Source organism: Phyllobacterium endophyticum, assembly GCF_003010935.1.
Taxonomy (GTDB): Bacteria; Pseudomonadota; Alphaproteobacteria; order Rhizobiales; family Rhizobiaceae; genus Phyllobacterium; species Phyllobacterium endophyticum.
This window is the reverse complement of the sequence record NZ_PGGN01000002.1, coordinates 343,555-357,681: the sequence shown is the minus strand read 5'-3', so window position 1 is coordinate 357,681 and position 14,127 is coordinate 343,555. Positions and strand designations below refer to the sequence as shown.

The 14,127-nt window shown below is 57.1% G+C and carries 19 protein-coding genes and 1 pseudogene; 3 read left to right on the top strand and 17 right to left on the bottom strand.

What is annotated here, in order from left to right; genetic code table 11:
* The 8 genes from CU100_RS09720 to CU100_RS09690 are packed head-to-tail and all read right to left on the bottom strand — an operon-like array spanning position 1 to position 6,861.
* Entirely contained in the window at positions 1–2,706 is a 2,706-nt protein-coding gene (locus tag CU100_RS09720) for a phage tail protein (RefSeq protein ID WP_106716396.1), read from the bottom strand.
* Positions 2,706–3,122, bottom strand: coding sequence for a DUF6950 family protein (locus CU100_RS09715; protein WP_106716395.1), 417 nt, complete (start codon positions 3,120–3,122; stop codon positions 2,706–2,708). The genes CU100_RS09720 and CU100_RS09715 overlap by 1 nt, the downstream gene beginning before the upstream one ends.
* A gap of 8 nt (positions 3,123–3,130) precedes the next feature.
* Positions 3,131–3,802, bottom strand: a complete 672-nt coding sequence (locus CU100_RS09710; protein WP_183635442.1) for a hypothetical protein — start codon at positions 3,800–3,802, stop codon at positions 3,131–3,133.
* Complete coding sequence (locus CU100_RS09705) at positions 3,799–5,025, bottom strand: phage tail length tape measure family protein (protein ID WP_106716394.1); 1,227 nt, start codon at positions 5,023–5,025, stop codon at positions 3,799–3,801. The genes CU100_RS09710 and CU100_RS09705 overlap by 4 nt, the downstream gene beginning before the upstream one ends.
* A gap of 2 nt (positions 5,026–5,027) precedes the next feature.
* On the bottom strand, positions 5,028–5,396 hold the full coding sequence (locus CU100_RS27770; protein WP_425468453.1) for a phage tail assembly chaperone: 369 nt from the start codon (positions 5,394–5,396) through the stop codon (positions 5,028–5,030).
* On the bottom strand, positions 5,396–5,812 hold the full coding sequence (locus CU100_RS09700; protein ID WP_106716393.1) for a hypothetical protein: 417 nt from the start codon (positions 5,810–5,812) through the stop codon (positions 5,396–5,398). The genes CU100_RS27770 and CU100_RS09700 overlap by 1 nt, the downstream gene beginning before the upstream one ends.
* A 51-nt stretch (positions 5,813–5,863) precedes the next feature.
* Positions 5,864–6,355, bottom strand: a complete 492-nt coding sequence (locus tag CU100_RS09695; RefSeq protein WP_106716392.1) for a phage tail tube protein — start codon at positions 6,353–6,355, stop codon at positions 5,864–5,866.
* 59 nt (positions 6,356–6,414) lie between these two features.
* Positions 6,415–6,861, bottom strand: a complete 447-nt coding sequence (locus CU100_RS09690; RefSeq protein ID WP_106716391.1) for a phage tail terminator-like protein — start codon at positions 6,859–6,861, stop codon at positions 6,415–6,417.
* A 19-nt stretch (positions 6,862–6,880) separates the two neighbouring features.
* On the opposite strand from CU100_RS09690, the gene CU100_RS09685 reads away from it, so the two are divergent.
* The gene (locus CU100_RS09685) at positions 6,881–7,090 is read left to right on the top strand and encodes a hypothetical protein (RefSeq protein WP_106716390.1); all 210 of its coding nucleotides are present in this window, start codon (positions 6,881–6,883) and stop codon (positions 7,088–7,090) included.
* On the opposite strand, the gene CU100_RS09680 is transcribed toward CU100_RS09685, so the two are convergent.
* From CU100_RS09680 to CU100_RS09665, 4 genes and pseudogenes are all read right to left on the bottom strand, one after another.
* Complete coding sequence (locus tag CU100_RS09680) at positions 7,068–7,514, bottom strand: hypothetical protein (RefSeq protein ID WP_106716389.1); 447 nt, start codon at positions 7,512–7,514, stop codon at positions 7,068–7,070. The genes CU100_RS09685 and CU100_RS09680 overlap by 23 nt on opposite strands.
* Positions 7,514–8,557 carry a phage minor head protein gene (locus CU100_RS09675; protein WP_245418982.1) on the bottom strand — a complete coding sequence of 348 codons (1,044 nt, stop codon included), beginning with the start codon at positions 8,555–8,557 and terminating at the stop codon, positions 7,514–7,516. The genes CU100_RS09680 and CU100_RS09675 overlap by 1 nt, the downstream gene beginning before the upstream one ends.
* Positions 8,558–8,669: 112 nt before the next feature.
* Positions 8,670–8,765 (bottom strand): annotated as a pseudogene (locus CU100_RS27645) (BA14K family protein); the annotation flags it as partial.
* A gap of 293 nt (positions 8,766–9,058) precedes the next feature.
* On the bottom strand, positions 9,059–9,433 hold the full coding sequence (locus CU100_RS09665; protein ID WP_106716388.1) for a hypothetical protein: 375 nt from the start codon (positions 9,431–9,433) through the stop codon (positions 9,059–9,061).
* 32 nt (positions 9,434–9,465) lie between these two features.
* Here CU100_RS09665 and CU100_RS09660 point away from each other — a divergent pair, with 32 nt between their 5' ends.
* Positions 9,466–9,768 carry a hypothetical protein gene (locus CU100_RS09660; protein ID WP_106716387.1) on the top strand — a complete coding sequence of 101 codons (303 nt, stop codon included), beginning with the start codon at positions 9,466–9,468 and terminating at the stop codon, positions 9,766–9,768.
* Between the two features lie 2 nt (positions 9,769–9,770).
* On the opposite strand, the gene CU100_RS09655 is transcribed toward CU100_RS09660, so the two are convergent.
* The 5 genes from CU100_RS09655 to CU100_RS09635 are packed head-to-tail and all read right to left on the bottom strand — an operon-like array spanning position 9,771 to position 13,255.
* Positions 9,771–10,265: a DnaT-like ssDNA-binding protein gene (locus tag CU100_RS09655; protein WP_106716386.1), complete on the bottom strand. Its 495-nt coding sequence runs from the start codon at positions 10,263–10,265 to the stop codon at positions 9,771–9,773.
* A gap of 51 nt (positions 10,266–10,316) precedes the next feature.
* Positions 10,317–10,691 (bottom strand): hypothetical protein, encoded by a 375-nt coding sequence (locus CU100_RS09650; protein ID WP_106716385.1) that lies wholly within the window; start codon positions 10,689–10,691, stop codon positions 10,317–10,319.
* A gap of 10 nt (positions 10,692–10,701) precedes the next feature.
* A complete protein-coding gene (locus tag CU100_RS09645) occupies positions 10,702–11,640 on the bottom strand; it encodes a DUF2184 domain-containing protein (protein WP_106716384.1) in 939 nt (312 codons plus the stop codon).
* A gap of 11 nt (positions 11,641–11,651) precedes the next feature.
* Entirely contained in the window at positions 11,652–12,116 is a 465-nt protein-coding gene (locus tag CU100_RS09640; RefSeq protein WP_106716383.1) for a structural cement protein Gp24, read from the bottom strand.
* Positions 12,116–13,255: a DUF2213 domain-containing protein gene (locus tag CU100_RS09635; protein WP_106716382.1), complete on the bottom strand. Its 1,140-nt coding sequence runs from the start codon at positions 13,253–13,255 to the stop codon at positions 12,116–12,118. The genes CU100_RS09640 and CU100_RS09635 overlap by 1 nt, the downstream gene beginning before the upstream one ends.
* Positions 13,256–13,341: 86 nt before the next feature.
* Between CU100_RS09635 and CU100_RS09630 the strand changes: the two genes are divergently transcribed.
* Positions 13,342–14,127, top strand: coding sequence for a hypothetical protein (locus CU100_RS09630; protein ID WP_146141825.1), 786 nt, complete (start codon positions 13,342–13,344; stop codon positions 14,125–14,127).

The following is a 14,127-nucleotide window of genomic DNA, read 5'->3' as shown; positions in this document are numbered from 1 at the left end:
TCAATCCGACATAAGGATGCGAACGTTATCGAGATCGATCTGCAACTTGCCGTTGGCAGACTGGATCATGCCCGCTGTGACCAGGCCGATATTTGCGACCGCCAGCTTGAGGACGCCACCTGCATAGACAAACGGCAGGTTCTGCGTTGTCCCATCCCAGATGACAAACTGATCAGTCAGCATCAGTATTTTGCTCTTGAGCACGCCTCCGCCGGAATCATAAACCTGAATGACCATCCCGGATTGGATGAAGGCAGATGCGGTGTTTGCGCGGGCAAGGATGTTGATCTGGGAAAGCACCCCGGCCGGTGGCGGTATCTGCACTTTGAAGCTTATCAGCCCGCCGGCAGAGATATCGCCGACGCTAGCTTCGACATCGAGGATGGCCTCCGCAAGAGCGGTAATATCCTCGCCCTGCCCGTCGACAACCGTGTTGAGGGTAAACAATGCCGTCGAAAGAGCATCGTTGCCCGTGACAGGATCAGTGACCTTCGACTGGAGCAACGTCGTGCGCTCGGACATCGCAAGGTTCTCTTCAACACGCTGTCTGCTTTCCTCGATAATGCTCGACGTCGCATTGGCAACCGCCTTCGCGATGACTTTGCGATCAACGATGTTCTGCCCGGTACCGGTTGCTGCATCGGTCGCAACACGCTCAATCTTGTCCTGGACGTGCTGGAGGTCGTCGCGAAGCCCCTCCAGGACGTTGCGCATGTCATTCTGCACAGCCTGAAGTTCTACGATGATGTCCTGCGAGCCAAGCAAAACATTGGGTGCAGTGACGGGAAGAGCATCACCCCATTGGAACTCACGATTGGGCTCTGCACCGATCCAGCGGGCATTGACGATATAAGGCTGGCTGGCAAGCACGAACTCGGAGATAATGTGATCGCCTTTCGGCACATCCAAGGTTTGTCCCATGTAATCGAAGACAAGCGATGACGATTTTCGGATGCGATATTGAACGCCGATCACCTCGTCCTGCTCTTCTCCGTTCCAAACCAGAAGGATGGCAGGACGGCGGGACTTTCCGCCGCTGTCCACCTGTGTGTAGGGGAACACCTGAAAATCCTGCACGTACTGCGGAGCGGGTCGGATTGGATCGAGCGAGCCGATGACTGTCGGACGCTCATCGGTGCCGGCGTTCCAGTCATAATCCGCCGGATCAACTTCGCGCACGGCAACGCCCTGATTGCCATTATCGCCGTCATCCATGGACTCGATCAGGAAATACTTGTCATCAAAGCCGTTCTCGGCACTGGTGACCGATATCGTGTCCAGCGGCTCATATTCATAGAGCTCGGGCGGTAGCGTCCATTTCAAAGTGCGGAAACGCCGCTCCGTTTCGATCATGGCCTTGGAAAGCCGCTGCACCTGGCGGGAGAAAGGCACGTACGGGAAGGTCGCATCCGCCATGAGACGTCGGTTATCGTCTTGCGCTTCGAGATCGGAGCGATAGATGGGCGGAGCATCCTTCGTTCCCCAGTTCTCTTCCGGCTCCGGATAGGTGGCGTGGACGCCGTTATATAGGCTTTCTAAGCCTGGAAACGGCGTGAAGTTCTGCCCTTCGGTCACGGCAACGGTTTCATCCGTCATCGCGTAGACAGGCATGGCAGCAGCGCCGACGAGGATCTTATAGACGCCGCCAATCTCCGCGATGCGGGCGTTGCATGACTTGCGCAGTTCATCAATGATCTGCAACGGTTCCTGATCGCAGGAAATCTCGGTGCCGCACCGGTACTGCTTCTCAGTCGAGCCGTCCGCATTGGTGATGAGGCGATCGCATTCATTCATGCCGGCGAACCAGTTGCCAACGGGCAACCGGCTGGCGATCATCTTCTGCAAGCCATAGAACCACTCGCCATCATAATAGATGCCGCGCAGGATGTTGTAGATGATGACGACTGGGTTATCGGTCCATTCCCAAGTCGCCTGATTGTCCCAACGATGCGCGCCTGACCCGCCATTGGTCGAATCCTTGCGCGGATCGTAAAGCCGAGCACCGCGGATGCCGAACCGGCACTGCGGCACACCGGGCAGCAGCTCGCGGTTCACGCGCGCCGTGATCACCGCATAGGCGATGCCCTCGCCGATCATGTCATTCGACCAGGGCCGAACGCTGTCCGAATTGAACTTGTTATAAAGGAAGGTGTCGCCGACGTTGGAATGGCCGTCGTGGAACCGAACCCAGAGGTAGGGTTGGCCATTGTCGATGAACTCATTGACTTTGTAGCCAACCTGATCAGCACCATCGAGGCCGCCGGCGAAGTCGATCTCACATTTTTGACCGTTCACCCAAAGGATGCTGGAAAGACTGTCGACCGGAAAGTCAGACAGGCTGATGACCTGCGTAAGATAGGCGTTGGGCGTCTTGCCAGCCTTGCCCGACGTGTTGACGTATTCAAGCGTTCCGGCAGTCGCATAGGTGCCGACAATGAAGGAGAGCGGATTATCGCCGCCAATCTTCATCTGGCCATTGATGCCGGGTACCGTCTGTTTCTTCGTCAGAGCCTTGGTGAGAAGGCTTTTGCCGACCGAGAGGGCAACGAAGATGCCGACCTTGAGAACGGCTGCACCGATGCCACCGGCGGCCAGCGTTGACGAAAGGCCAACGATGAGACCACTGATCGGATCAGCGACCGCGATCGCAGTCGAACTGAGAAAGATCGTCGCCGCATCGAACAGGATACCAAGCGTCTTTTTCATTATGGGATCCTGAACAGGCGAATTGCACTCAAGGTCGGAACGGTCGTGATGCCATCCGGCGCCAACACATAGGAGCGGTCATTGTTGACAATGCCGAGCGCAATGCCGGTACCGCCTTCGACCTGATAGGCGATGATGTCACCGGCAGCGGCTTGCGAAGGATGATCGAGCTCGGTCAGGAACGCCGCGGCGAACTCGGCATGATCCTTGTAGCCATCCTTTTTGATAAGCTTCAGACCGCGCGCGGCGCTCTTGTAGCGACCACGATAGGGCTTGGCCAAATCTTCCCCGGTCATCGCCTCGATCGCGCCACAGACGAACAGGGCGCAATCGTGCTCACCCCACTTGAAGGGACGCGCGCGAGATTGCACCAGGTACGCCGTCAGCGACGGACGCCAGTAAGAAAGCTTGATCATGAAAGAGATTATCCGCGCCGGTAGATTTCGTTGATGGCCTTGATGGCAGTGCCGGCAGTGCTGCCCTTCTTCTCTCCCCACCAGAATGAGACGTCGCCTGCGATGGTCGAATACCTGCGAAAGCGATCGCCGCCGCGCAGCTTTTGGGTTTCATCCGAGCGCTTGCCCGGATTGGTTTTGGTCAACTGCCGGGTGTGGGAAACGCAGGTGACCGAAATGCCGCCCTCACCGCCAACGGCCGGGCGCTCGATCGGCGCCTCGTTGACATAGCCGATGAAGCGCGGATGCGCCGGGCCCACCGGAAGCATCGTATCCTCGTGCAACAAAACCCGGTGTATCTCAACGGGAGCAAGGCGCGGATCATAGAGCCGGAATGCAACCTGCACTTCCGGGCTCAAATGGCTGAGGGAGACCGTCACGTTGCGGATTGTCAGATCAGACACAAGCGGGATGGGACTGACACCGAGCAGTGAACCAAAGGCGAAGTAATCCCGGTTGATGACCGTTCCCGTGATGCTGGAGAGGACTGCTATGTTCAGATTGTCATACCCGTCCCAGAAACCCATGCTCTCTTCGGCACCGGTCTCCCGGTTCTTGGCAGTAATCCAGAACAGGTTATGCCGGATAAAGGCCTTGCGGCCGCGCAGATAGTCACGCGTGGCGGTATCAAGGTTCTTCATATTGTCTGTCTCGCCTGGAACGAAAGCGTCGTCGTGACTTCCGTGTCGCTTCCCTCATCCAAGGTCCCCGGCACAATCCGCATTTTGACGGCTGGCTTGATGACCGTGACGACGATGTCGATGGCCACACCCACGCGGAAATGCGGGCGAACTTCGAATACCGGCGTTACGCCTGCACCGCTGGCAACTGAGGCCTCGACGATGCGGTGCATGGCCCGGCGCACCGGGTTGGAACCGTAATCGAATGAGAGAAGATCACCGACCGAGAACACCTGATTGGCCATAGCATTCTTGAGCGAAAGCGACTTGATCGCAGCCGGCAACTGCCGCCAGGTAGCCTTGATGCCCTGATAGGCACCAACAAACGTTGCAATGAGCGCGTTGACGCCGTCTTTCGCAGCCTTGACGATATCGACACCGAAAATTTTGGTGAGTTCGTCCCGGAAAACGTTTGCTGCGGCAACAGCAGCGGCAATGCCGAGGATGAAGGCAAGCCCTGGGTTGGCTGCAATCATGTCCGCTGCGGCAATGGTCGCTGCTACAGCCAATCGCCCGAGCAGCGCAATGACCTGCACAATGCCAACGATAATCGCCGGCGAATAAAGCAGCGCGAGCGCCGCGGCTGCTCCTATCGCATAGGGTGCAACGACCTGAAGCGAGTCGGCAAGACCGACGAGAGCGGCGGCGCCGAGCTTTGCCCAGTTCACGAGTTGCAGACCGGCGGCAACCGCGGCAACCAATCCAATAGTGGCAAGGCTGACTGGTGAGATAATCGACAGAAAGGCCGAGCCGAGGCTTTTCAATGCGCCAGCCGCGCCCATTGGTCCGAGGACGGCGCCGATCTGTGTACCCTGCTGCAAAGCAATCTGGAGCGGGTTCATCGACATGGCAGCCGAGACGCCGATGTCCTGAAACTGCGCAGCCAGATTGGCAACGTTGGCGTTCGCGCCGATTAGCTGGCGTCCGCTGGCGCTGACAGCCGTTGCATGTGCCTTCATCGCACTGGAAGCGCGCATAGCAGCCGCGGCTTCTGCATTGAGCGCTGTTGCATGGGCGTTGGCCGCCTGTGATGCCATTGCTCCGGCTTTGCTGGAAACCGGTCCTATGGCTTCCGTCGCAGCTTCGGCACGCTTGGCAGCGCCGGTCAACCGATCGAGAGCCTTGGCTGTCTGATCGACGCCTGATGCCCTGGCTTCAACACCGAGTGATGCAATGTCTGGCATGTCTATCCTTTATTGCGTTCCACGACGCGCCGGTTGGTTGCCGCTCCCCTGATCCGGAGCTTGGCTTCCTGTACGTCTGCCGCTGTGGCTTGGCTTTCGCTCGGTTCGTGCTTGCCGGTCTTGTTGATTATCGCGAGTACCGCCTGATCCATCCTGCGAATGACCGAGAGCTCCCACGGATCAATGAGAGCGCCCGTCAGCCGGCAGAACGCCTCGACTTCAAGGAAACTGATCGGATTGGCGCTGAAGCCTGTCTCACGGGAATTATGGAGTTGAACGAACCAGTCCCAGATGTAATCGGTATATTCCGGAGCTTCCGGGACAGGATCGTTCTTGCGGCGCGGAGTGAAATGCGCCCTCGCGAAGCCGATCAGCTCTTCAGCGAGGGCATCACGAAATGCGCGTCTTCATCCGCGGCTTTGTCGATCTGCTCTGAGATGAAGAAATAATCCGGGTTGGAAATGACCTTCAACACGCTCTCCGGGGTGCATTCGACCGGCTTGCCGCCATTCGTCAGGTTCCAGGAGATGACGGAAGCAGCAACGATCTCGTTTGTTTTCTCTTCGATCTCTTCGACCGTGCCGACTTTCTTCGGATTTTTCTTGCCCTCACGTATGGCGGCATTGGCAAGGCGGCGCTGAACACGCTTCACCCGCTCCGAGCGATACGATGCGACCTTGATCACTAGGCCGGTCTTCTCGCCCGTAGAAGGATGCACAATATCGAGGTCAAAGCCTTCTTCAAGCTTTGCAGCAATGCCGTCGAACTGCGACAGTTCAAATGTCATGTGGAGTACTCCAAGGGAAAGGATGGTCGGCGTCAGACCGGCCGTTGAAGCTTATGGGAGGAGCGCGGTATCGACGGTGAGGATTTCCGTAGAAATGCCGACATTGAAGGTGCGGCGAAGCACATTGTCGCCTGTGCCGATGTTCTTGCGTGCTGACATGACCAGCCCGCGGAAGTAGTCGACGCTGTTCTCGTAGAGCTCGCTCGGCGCGTCTTCGTACTCGATCTTGAAGTTGTGCTGGAACTTCGTTCTTTCCGCCGCGCGCATGGCAATCTGGCCGGGATCAAGCGGATCATCGCCAACCACCATGGCAATGGTGCCGGCATCGCGTGCGCCTTTGAGGTGACGGACGCGACCGTCTCCAAGAGATTGGAACGTCACATCGGCGGACTCGTCACCGACTTCGCCGCCGTCTTCGACTTCCTTGATCTCGACCCACGTCAGGGCCTCGAAAGCAGCGATAGCAATCGCATCCGACGCATAGCTGATAGCGGTTGTCCCGCCGATATAATATTTCGCACCTGTTGCCGTGGTGATGGCCATGGGTTTTTCCTTTCATGAAAACCCCGGAACGGGGCGGGTTATACCGGAGTGTCCGGGGTTCAGTTGAAGCTGCGATAGAGGATGGTAACCGGGACGCTGATCTTGTCAGGTTCGATGATGGGAGCGCCGACAGAGGGCTTCGCGTAGACCTTCACACTGACGCCCGAGCCATAGAGGATCGTTCCCTTGGCAAAGTGCGCGCCGATAAGCCCTGCAGTGTTCGTTGGTTTGATCACGCCCTGCCCGACCGGATAGATCGTCATGACCTGCAGAATGCCCTGATGCCTTGCACTGGCATCGTTCGCGAGCCCGAGGTTATCGGTACGGTTGGGAATGAAATCGGCGCGAAGGTACGGGGCAGGCTTGCCCTGGTTTGGTTCAGCCGTTTCCACCGGAGCCGTGAATGCCAGGCCGGGATAGGAGACGAGCAGTACTGGCGATAGTACCAATGAGGTAAGCCTGGCGAACAGCAGCTCGGCGATTGTGGCTTCAACAGTAGCGGCCATCGTGATAATCCTTCCGGCAATGGCCGATAAACTGAATGATGAGCAAGCCTACGACCGGTTGCATTCCGCCCTTCTCGCCCTCGGCAAGGAGGAAGGTCAGACCGTTCGCGGCGATACCAGCCTGAAAGCTGCTCGTCAGGCCTTGGCACTGCTGCAGTTGGGACTGCTCAAGGCGATGGATGACGCCAGTGACAAGAATGTTGCGATCAAAGCCCCAACCGAGATTTAAGTTCTCTCGCTTTCATCTCGACAATCGAATCCCATCTTTGCGCCGCTGACCGGACGAAAGCATCCGGCGTTTGACCGTTCGATCCATATTCGCGATGACCGGCGTAAGCGGCCGAATACCCAAAGAACAAAGTGTCGTTGATGTCCGAACCAAGGATGACCGCTTCGATCTGACCGGCATCATAGCCATATGACTGGCCGTCAACCGGCTTTCTGTTCGGACTGATCGCAGGCATGGCCGCAGTCGATGCCATGAGAGAGGCACGAAGGAAGCCCGTGTCTACTCGCATCCGCCCGCCCTGCCCGATGGGCGTTTGCATCTCGGCAACGAGTTCCTGCACTGATTCCTTGAACACGGCTTCGACTGCACCGGGTATCTTCTCGGCGAAGGCTGCAACCTGGGCACTGAACGAGAGCTTAACCATTATGCTGCCCTGCGAACGACTGAAGCAAGATAGTCGACCTTGTATTCCATGTGGCAGCGGCAGCCGGATATCTCGCTGGCAGGTGCCTGCGGATCGCCGGGATAGCGAAGAACAGCACCAGACGCGCTGTGAAAAACGCCATCGATCTCGACTGCCTTGCCGTTCAGTACTCGATGTGTGTGCCTCACCCGCCCATCGCCTGCCGATCGCCATATCTTCTTGACGTCAGAAGCACCGACTTTGCCGTTATCGATTTGCTGGCGCATTGCGTTATCTCGGGACGTTCCGAGCGCTATCATCGTCTCTGTGCGGGCCAACATCTCGCCGCGGAGCTCAAGCAGACGATCTGAATAGCGGCCCACCATCCGTGTCACCGTCTCTGCCGTCAACGGCTTCTCTTCCCGAATGGCCTTAGCGATCGTCTTGTCGAAGCGCTTGTCCCGGCGCTGTCTGCTCAGATAGTGGCGCAGTAGCTTCGGATCACCCGAAAGCAGCTCTTCGCGGGCCGACGCTACAAATCGCTCTTGAGAGCTGGTGAGGCCGAGTATGCCACCTTCCCGCTTGCCACTAGCGCGGTTAATCCGCCCGATCACGTCTAGAGCCGTGGACCGAGGGTTGCGACCTTCCGATAGGCCGGTTTCCAGTGCCTGACGAATGGCGACCTTCTGATCCTCTACGATCCGGGTGACCAGTTCCGCCGAATGGTCACGAAGGAATGCTTCGCTCGCGTAGTCACGCACACCGAAGCGGAAAATAACCCGGTTGCCTTCAGGGTCTTTCAGCCTTGGCAGGTTCTCTACCAGGCTGATGCCGCCGGCGTTGTAAGCCTCTGCCAAAACCATTTCCAAGCCCGAGAACGCTTCGCGCTCAACCTGAATAGCCGCGACCGCCCCGGGAATATCACCACGCTCGAGCCGTTCAACCACGATGCGAAGCGTCACATCAGACTTGATCGCATCAAGGCCCTTAAAGAAGGCTTTGGCAAGGGCTGTGTCGTACTTGTCGAGCAGCTGCTCGAAGATGCTGCGGTTGCTTGCCATCATTTGAACTTCTTAGATATGGGAGGATATTTGAGCATCGGTCTCTCCCATACAAAAGGCGGCCCGCAAGGACCGCCTTCAGCTACTCAGAGCAGTAGACTAATTTTCAGAGGCGGAAGATAGCCAATGGGTACCAATATCCGTCACTGTGACGGCGGTAGCCGCGGCGATGCTCGCGGTAACCACGATGACCGTTCCAGTACCCACGGCGGTCGCGACGGTTCTCATACCGATCGTGGCGCCGATCATGACGGTCCCAACGCTTCTTTCTGTCATTCCGATGTTCGTAGCGACGATTATCATTGTGCTGTACCTGCACGATGTTCGAAGCAACAGGAACCTGTGCGGCAAACGGCGCTGCCGATGCCGTACCAAGCGATGTCACGCCCATGAAGACGGCCATGATTCCGGCGATAAATGTAGAAACGATTTTTTTCATAGTAGCTCCTGTTAACAGTGCGGTGAGAGGTGCGCCTTTGACTGTTAACAGGGCATGAACCGATTTTAGTTTCGGGCCTGCACTTCGAAATAGACGTTGGTTCCGGCCGGATTAAGGGGCCAAACACGAACAAGTGAATGAGACAGGCCGCCAATCATCAGTTTATCTGTGGTGACAGGAACAATCGCTAAGCCTTTGGCAGCGATATAGACCTTCTTGTCACTCGCTTTGATCAGCGAGCCGTCGATGTCCCTGTTGTCGAACCGGAGGACCGCAAGTGTGCAAGGCGTCTTCTGGATCGTTGTTTCCCCCGGATCCCAGACAGGACCGCTGCCGGGAACGTCGCGCCATATCTCGCCGAACTGACCGAACTTCTCGAGCAGACGCAGCGCCGTTGTCTGAGCGCGGGCATAATTGAACGATTGACCCTGTGCAACCATTGAACGATCCTGTCTGCAAACGGAGATCCAATATGATCACTAGTTCTCAGTGTTGTGCCGCTCGAGCTCTGGTTGAATACAGCAGAGAACGGCTCGCAATCTCCTCTGGCGTAAGCCCGGAGATCATTGAGAAGTTCGAGCGTAGTCTCGAGAACGCCACGGGTGTGGACGTCAACGCTCTACAGGCGGCACTTGAAAAAGCTGGAGCCGTTTTCATTCCAGATGGTGACAGCGGCGGGATTGGTGTTCGCCTGAAGTTCAACAGGTCGGATACCAGACGCATAGCAACACTGGAAAACGAAGGCGGTGTCGTTGCACAGGATGACGTTCCTTAGATTTACACCGCCAGGATGCCAGGAATGCGCACGCGCATGAACTGCCAGAGCAAGCCCTCGATCATGGTCACGACCGGCGTGGCAGCTGCCACCGCCTCAGCCGATGAGCTGTTGCCGGACACCGCATACTCCACTTCGAGCTCGCCGACCTTCTCACGCTTGGTGACCGAGTTACCGGTGACGACAGGCGAAAGGATGCCCGGATTGATCAACTCAAGAAATGAAGCCTCATATGAGGCTTTAATGAGGGCTTGGGGCACGACGTCAGATGGGATCGCCTGACCATAATAGGTGACGGCGCCGGTTCGTGGCCATGCACGCTCCTGGTCAAATCCGCCGGTCCGGGTACCCGAGAACTTGGGTTCATATCGATCAATGAAGAGAGAGCCGCGCAACATGGCGGCTACGATCTGCGCATCGGTTGTTCCACCGGAAATCACATAGCCGTGGTCCTCTGCGTATTGCAGGAACGCTTCTTTTGTGCCGTATGCGGCCATAGTCATCTCCGATCAAATGAGGTGCCCGGCAGTTTCCCGCCGGGCAGATTGTTATGGCTGGGTTGCGAGCTCTTCGAGAGCAGCGATGATCTCGTCTTTCTTCGCAGGCGTCTTGTCGCCGAGTAGCTTGGTCGCAGCAGCTTTGAAGGCCATGAATGGCACATCGGTTCCGGTTGCCATGGCAAGCACCTCCAGAGCCGCCTTAGGTTCCTCTGTACCATTACCACCGTCCTTCTTATTCTCTGCCTTTGCGCCCGAGACGCTCAGATGATTGGCGTCAAGCCAAGCTTTGACGACCGGACTGTCTTTGACACCGTCCCAATCCTTCTGCTCGACTTCAAGGCTGCCACCGTTGCCAGCGATGACCGGACCACCCGGAAGGCCGAAGCCTCCGGGACGGTTGTTCGTGATTGTGATCTTGGACATGTGTTTCTCCTCAGATTCCATCAAGGTAGCGAACGGCACCGGGACGGCGGATCTCAACGCTTCCAAGCCGGAAAATACCAGGTACCTCGAACTTCAGCAGCCGCTGCTCGGCCTGCAGCCAACGTAGTGGCATCGGGATGTGGATTTTGACGACGTCTGGCGAGCGGCGATATGCGGCGAGCCGATGTGTGCTGCCGGCACCAGCAGTTTCCAGTCCGAACACTGCGCGGATTGTCAAAGGCAATCCAGTGCGTTGCGTATAAATGTTCGCACGCTGGATGTGCTCGAGTACCGTCGTCGTCATGGTCGCATCGAGGCGCTTGGTCGCGATCAGGGCATAACGATCCTGATCGAGCAGGACTGTATTCGCCTGTTCAATACCGTTTGACGCCGTGAAGATGACACTTAGGACGCTGTTGACGTCCGCGAGGATCTCGTCGGCGGTCTTCGTCGTCCACGTGGCTGTACCGGACGCACCGTTCGCTGCGGTCAACGCGGTCACGTTGGTGGCGTTGAGCAACCCCGTCATGCCGAGCTTCGGACGCCCCAGGAAAGCAACGTTGTCGACGAACAGCTCGTACTTGCGGCGAGCGGCGTCAGCTCGGTCGCTCTCCAGTCGAATGCCGTAGGCCTGTGCGTGGGCAAGCTCCTGGAGGTTATACCGGTAGCCGATCCCGGCCATGAACACACGGCTGTTGCCGCTGTCGAGCTTGAAGTCGACGAACGGGATGTCATCGCCATCAGCCGAAACTTCGCGAGCCTGACCAACATCATCGCCCATCGAGAAGAAGTCGATAGCCGTAGTCCAGTCCGGCGCCGAGTTATCGACCGGAACGAGTTCACGATATTGGAAATCCGGATATTGACGGGCATAGATACCCGGCTCGATGTAGTTCTGCGCGGTACGCAGGAAGTTCAGCGCCAGCGCAGGCGCGTCTGTGGTGAACATGCTCGTTCTCCTTACTTGGTGACGCCAAGGCGGAGACGTGCAAGCTGGTTGGTACCAGACGTGACGCTTGCCCATTCGGCATTTTCGATGAGTTGGTTTGCGGCAGAGTTCGCAACGTTGGTGAAACCGCCGGTCGGTGTCATGTAGACTGGATCACCCTGAGCAACAGCGACGAGCGCAGTAACCCAGATGGAGCCGTTCTTCATGACGCTGATCTGATCGTAAGGCTTGTAAACCTCGCCATTGGCAAAGGGCAGCGTACGATCAACAACAGCCACGCCGGCAAACTTGCCGATAGCCGTTGGGAGCTTCACTGTGTCCTCAACGGTATCGAACAGGACGCCGCTACCGAAAGGGATGTTGCCGGAAGTCGCATTCACAATCATCGAAATGATGTGATGCGGTTCCGTGGTCGCGATCATGCCGGGATAACCCGCTGGAGTATCACGCGAATAGGATACGGTTGGGAAAGCCATTATGCGGACTCCTTCTTGCCCTGCCATGCGGCTGCATCGCGAGCGAGCATCGCCGTGTAGGCGTCATTGGAATTCTGCGCGCTGTCGTTGTTCTGGATGCCGTTCTGCACAACGGTGCGGAATGGGTCCGAAACCTTCTTTGCGTCTTCTGCAAGAATGTCGAAGCGAGCGTCGATATAAGCGTCAGCCTTATCTTTCACTGCTTCATCGCCAAGCTTGGCAACAACGGCAGCTTTGCGGATGGCCGCATCTGTCAGGCCTTCCGTCTTAACATCCTGGGCGATCGCCTTCGCCACGGTGATCAGATCGGCGCGAGCCTGGACGCGCTTGTCGAGATCGGCATCCGAAAGCACCTTGGCTTTCGTCGCATCGATCTCGGCGTCTTTCCTCGCGATTTCAGCATCCTTGGCAGCGAGGGCGGTCTGGTGTGCCTTCTCTGCGTCCGAAAGCTTCGTGTTGGCATCGGCAAGCCGCGTCTGCAGCGTGCCGATCACCGTGGCGCCCTGATCGGTTACTTCAACCGGGATGCCATCGACGGTAACCGTCTTCAAGGTCATGATCTTTTCCTTTTCTGGTGTCTGATCATTGGTGATCGGGGCGACGCCCCATGCGTTCGCATCACCGATGCGAACCTCGTTTCCGGCCCTGCCCTGCTGCACGATGGCAACGTGGTTGAGACGGATATTCTTCTGAATGGCGTCGTAGGCCTCGCCGGTCGGCGTGGTGCCAGCAGTCCAATCGAGATCGCAGGTGTATCCGGCGCTCAACTCCTGTTTGCCCGCCTCGATGTCGCTGATCGCGCTTTCGTCGCTGACCATGAGCGGGACACGGATGAAGATGCCCTCACCCGTTACTTCATCGCCGGTTTGTCCGACTGCATAATCTTTCCAATTCTTGGAGGTGACATGCTCGTCAGGATGATCGTTCGTCACAGGACGATGTGCGGCGCTCCGCAGCGTCTCATCGCTGAACACTTCCGATCCGGGGCGATAGACACGAACCAGGGCCATGTCGGGCTTGCCGACTTCCGAGCCGTGATAGTTCTGGATACCAGTACGCGCGATACGAGCATCGGCAACAAGGTAGCCGTCATCACGCCGACGCGTTCCCGCGACAGTTACAGCATCTGTGAATTGCATCGCTAAGACCTCGGGTTTTACTAGCTGAAGTGTCGTAATAACGTGTACGAATCAGCCGCTCCAGCGACCGACTGTGGGGACAAAAAATGGATCACCGTGTTGAACGAGTTTGGCTCAGCCTCGGGGGAATAGGTATGGGCGCAATCTTTGGATCGGGTGTCGTTGAAAGATGGGGGAGCGCTTTCGAAAGCGTACTAATTTCAGCGAATTTCGTAACTCTTTTGTCTGCTTTAGGTGGTGCGGCGGCCGGGGGCTTGATCTCTTATTTCATTGCCAAACAGGCTTCGCGCGAAACAGCAGCGCGTGAAAAGGAAACACTGCTGGCGAATGAACATGCCCAAGCATTAAGTTGTATGGTGACAACCATGCAAGCCGCCAACCGGCTCTTCACGCTCGACAAAGACTTAAAAAGAGCTTCAACGCCACTCAACGGCATACAGCCGTGGCAAATCTTGCAGGCCTCTGCGGGTCCGGGCAGTCCGCCGCTTCGCTATTCTCCTAGAGAATTTACCCCCTTCATCAAAGCGAAGAGTGCGGACGTTGTTCATCGGTCGCTTCTGCTTGCTGAACGCCTAGATTCTCTTGAAGCAGCATTCGCGGAGTACAGTAGAAGACGCGTTGAACTAGAGCAGTTCCTCCTGCCATTGAGCTCGTTTACAAGTGGTGCTATGTCCAGTGCCATTCCGCCTAACCTTCAGACGCCCGCCAAATACCGGATGGACACGCTCAATCGCCTCATACTTCAGATGGCCGAGTTCTGCGCACGCGATCTAGCGGATGCACAGAGCCTGATGAAAGACCTGAACACCGCATTCACTAGGTATTTCGGCGATAAGGCAAACTTCCGTCTCGAAATAGATGCCGTCGAATAA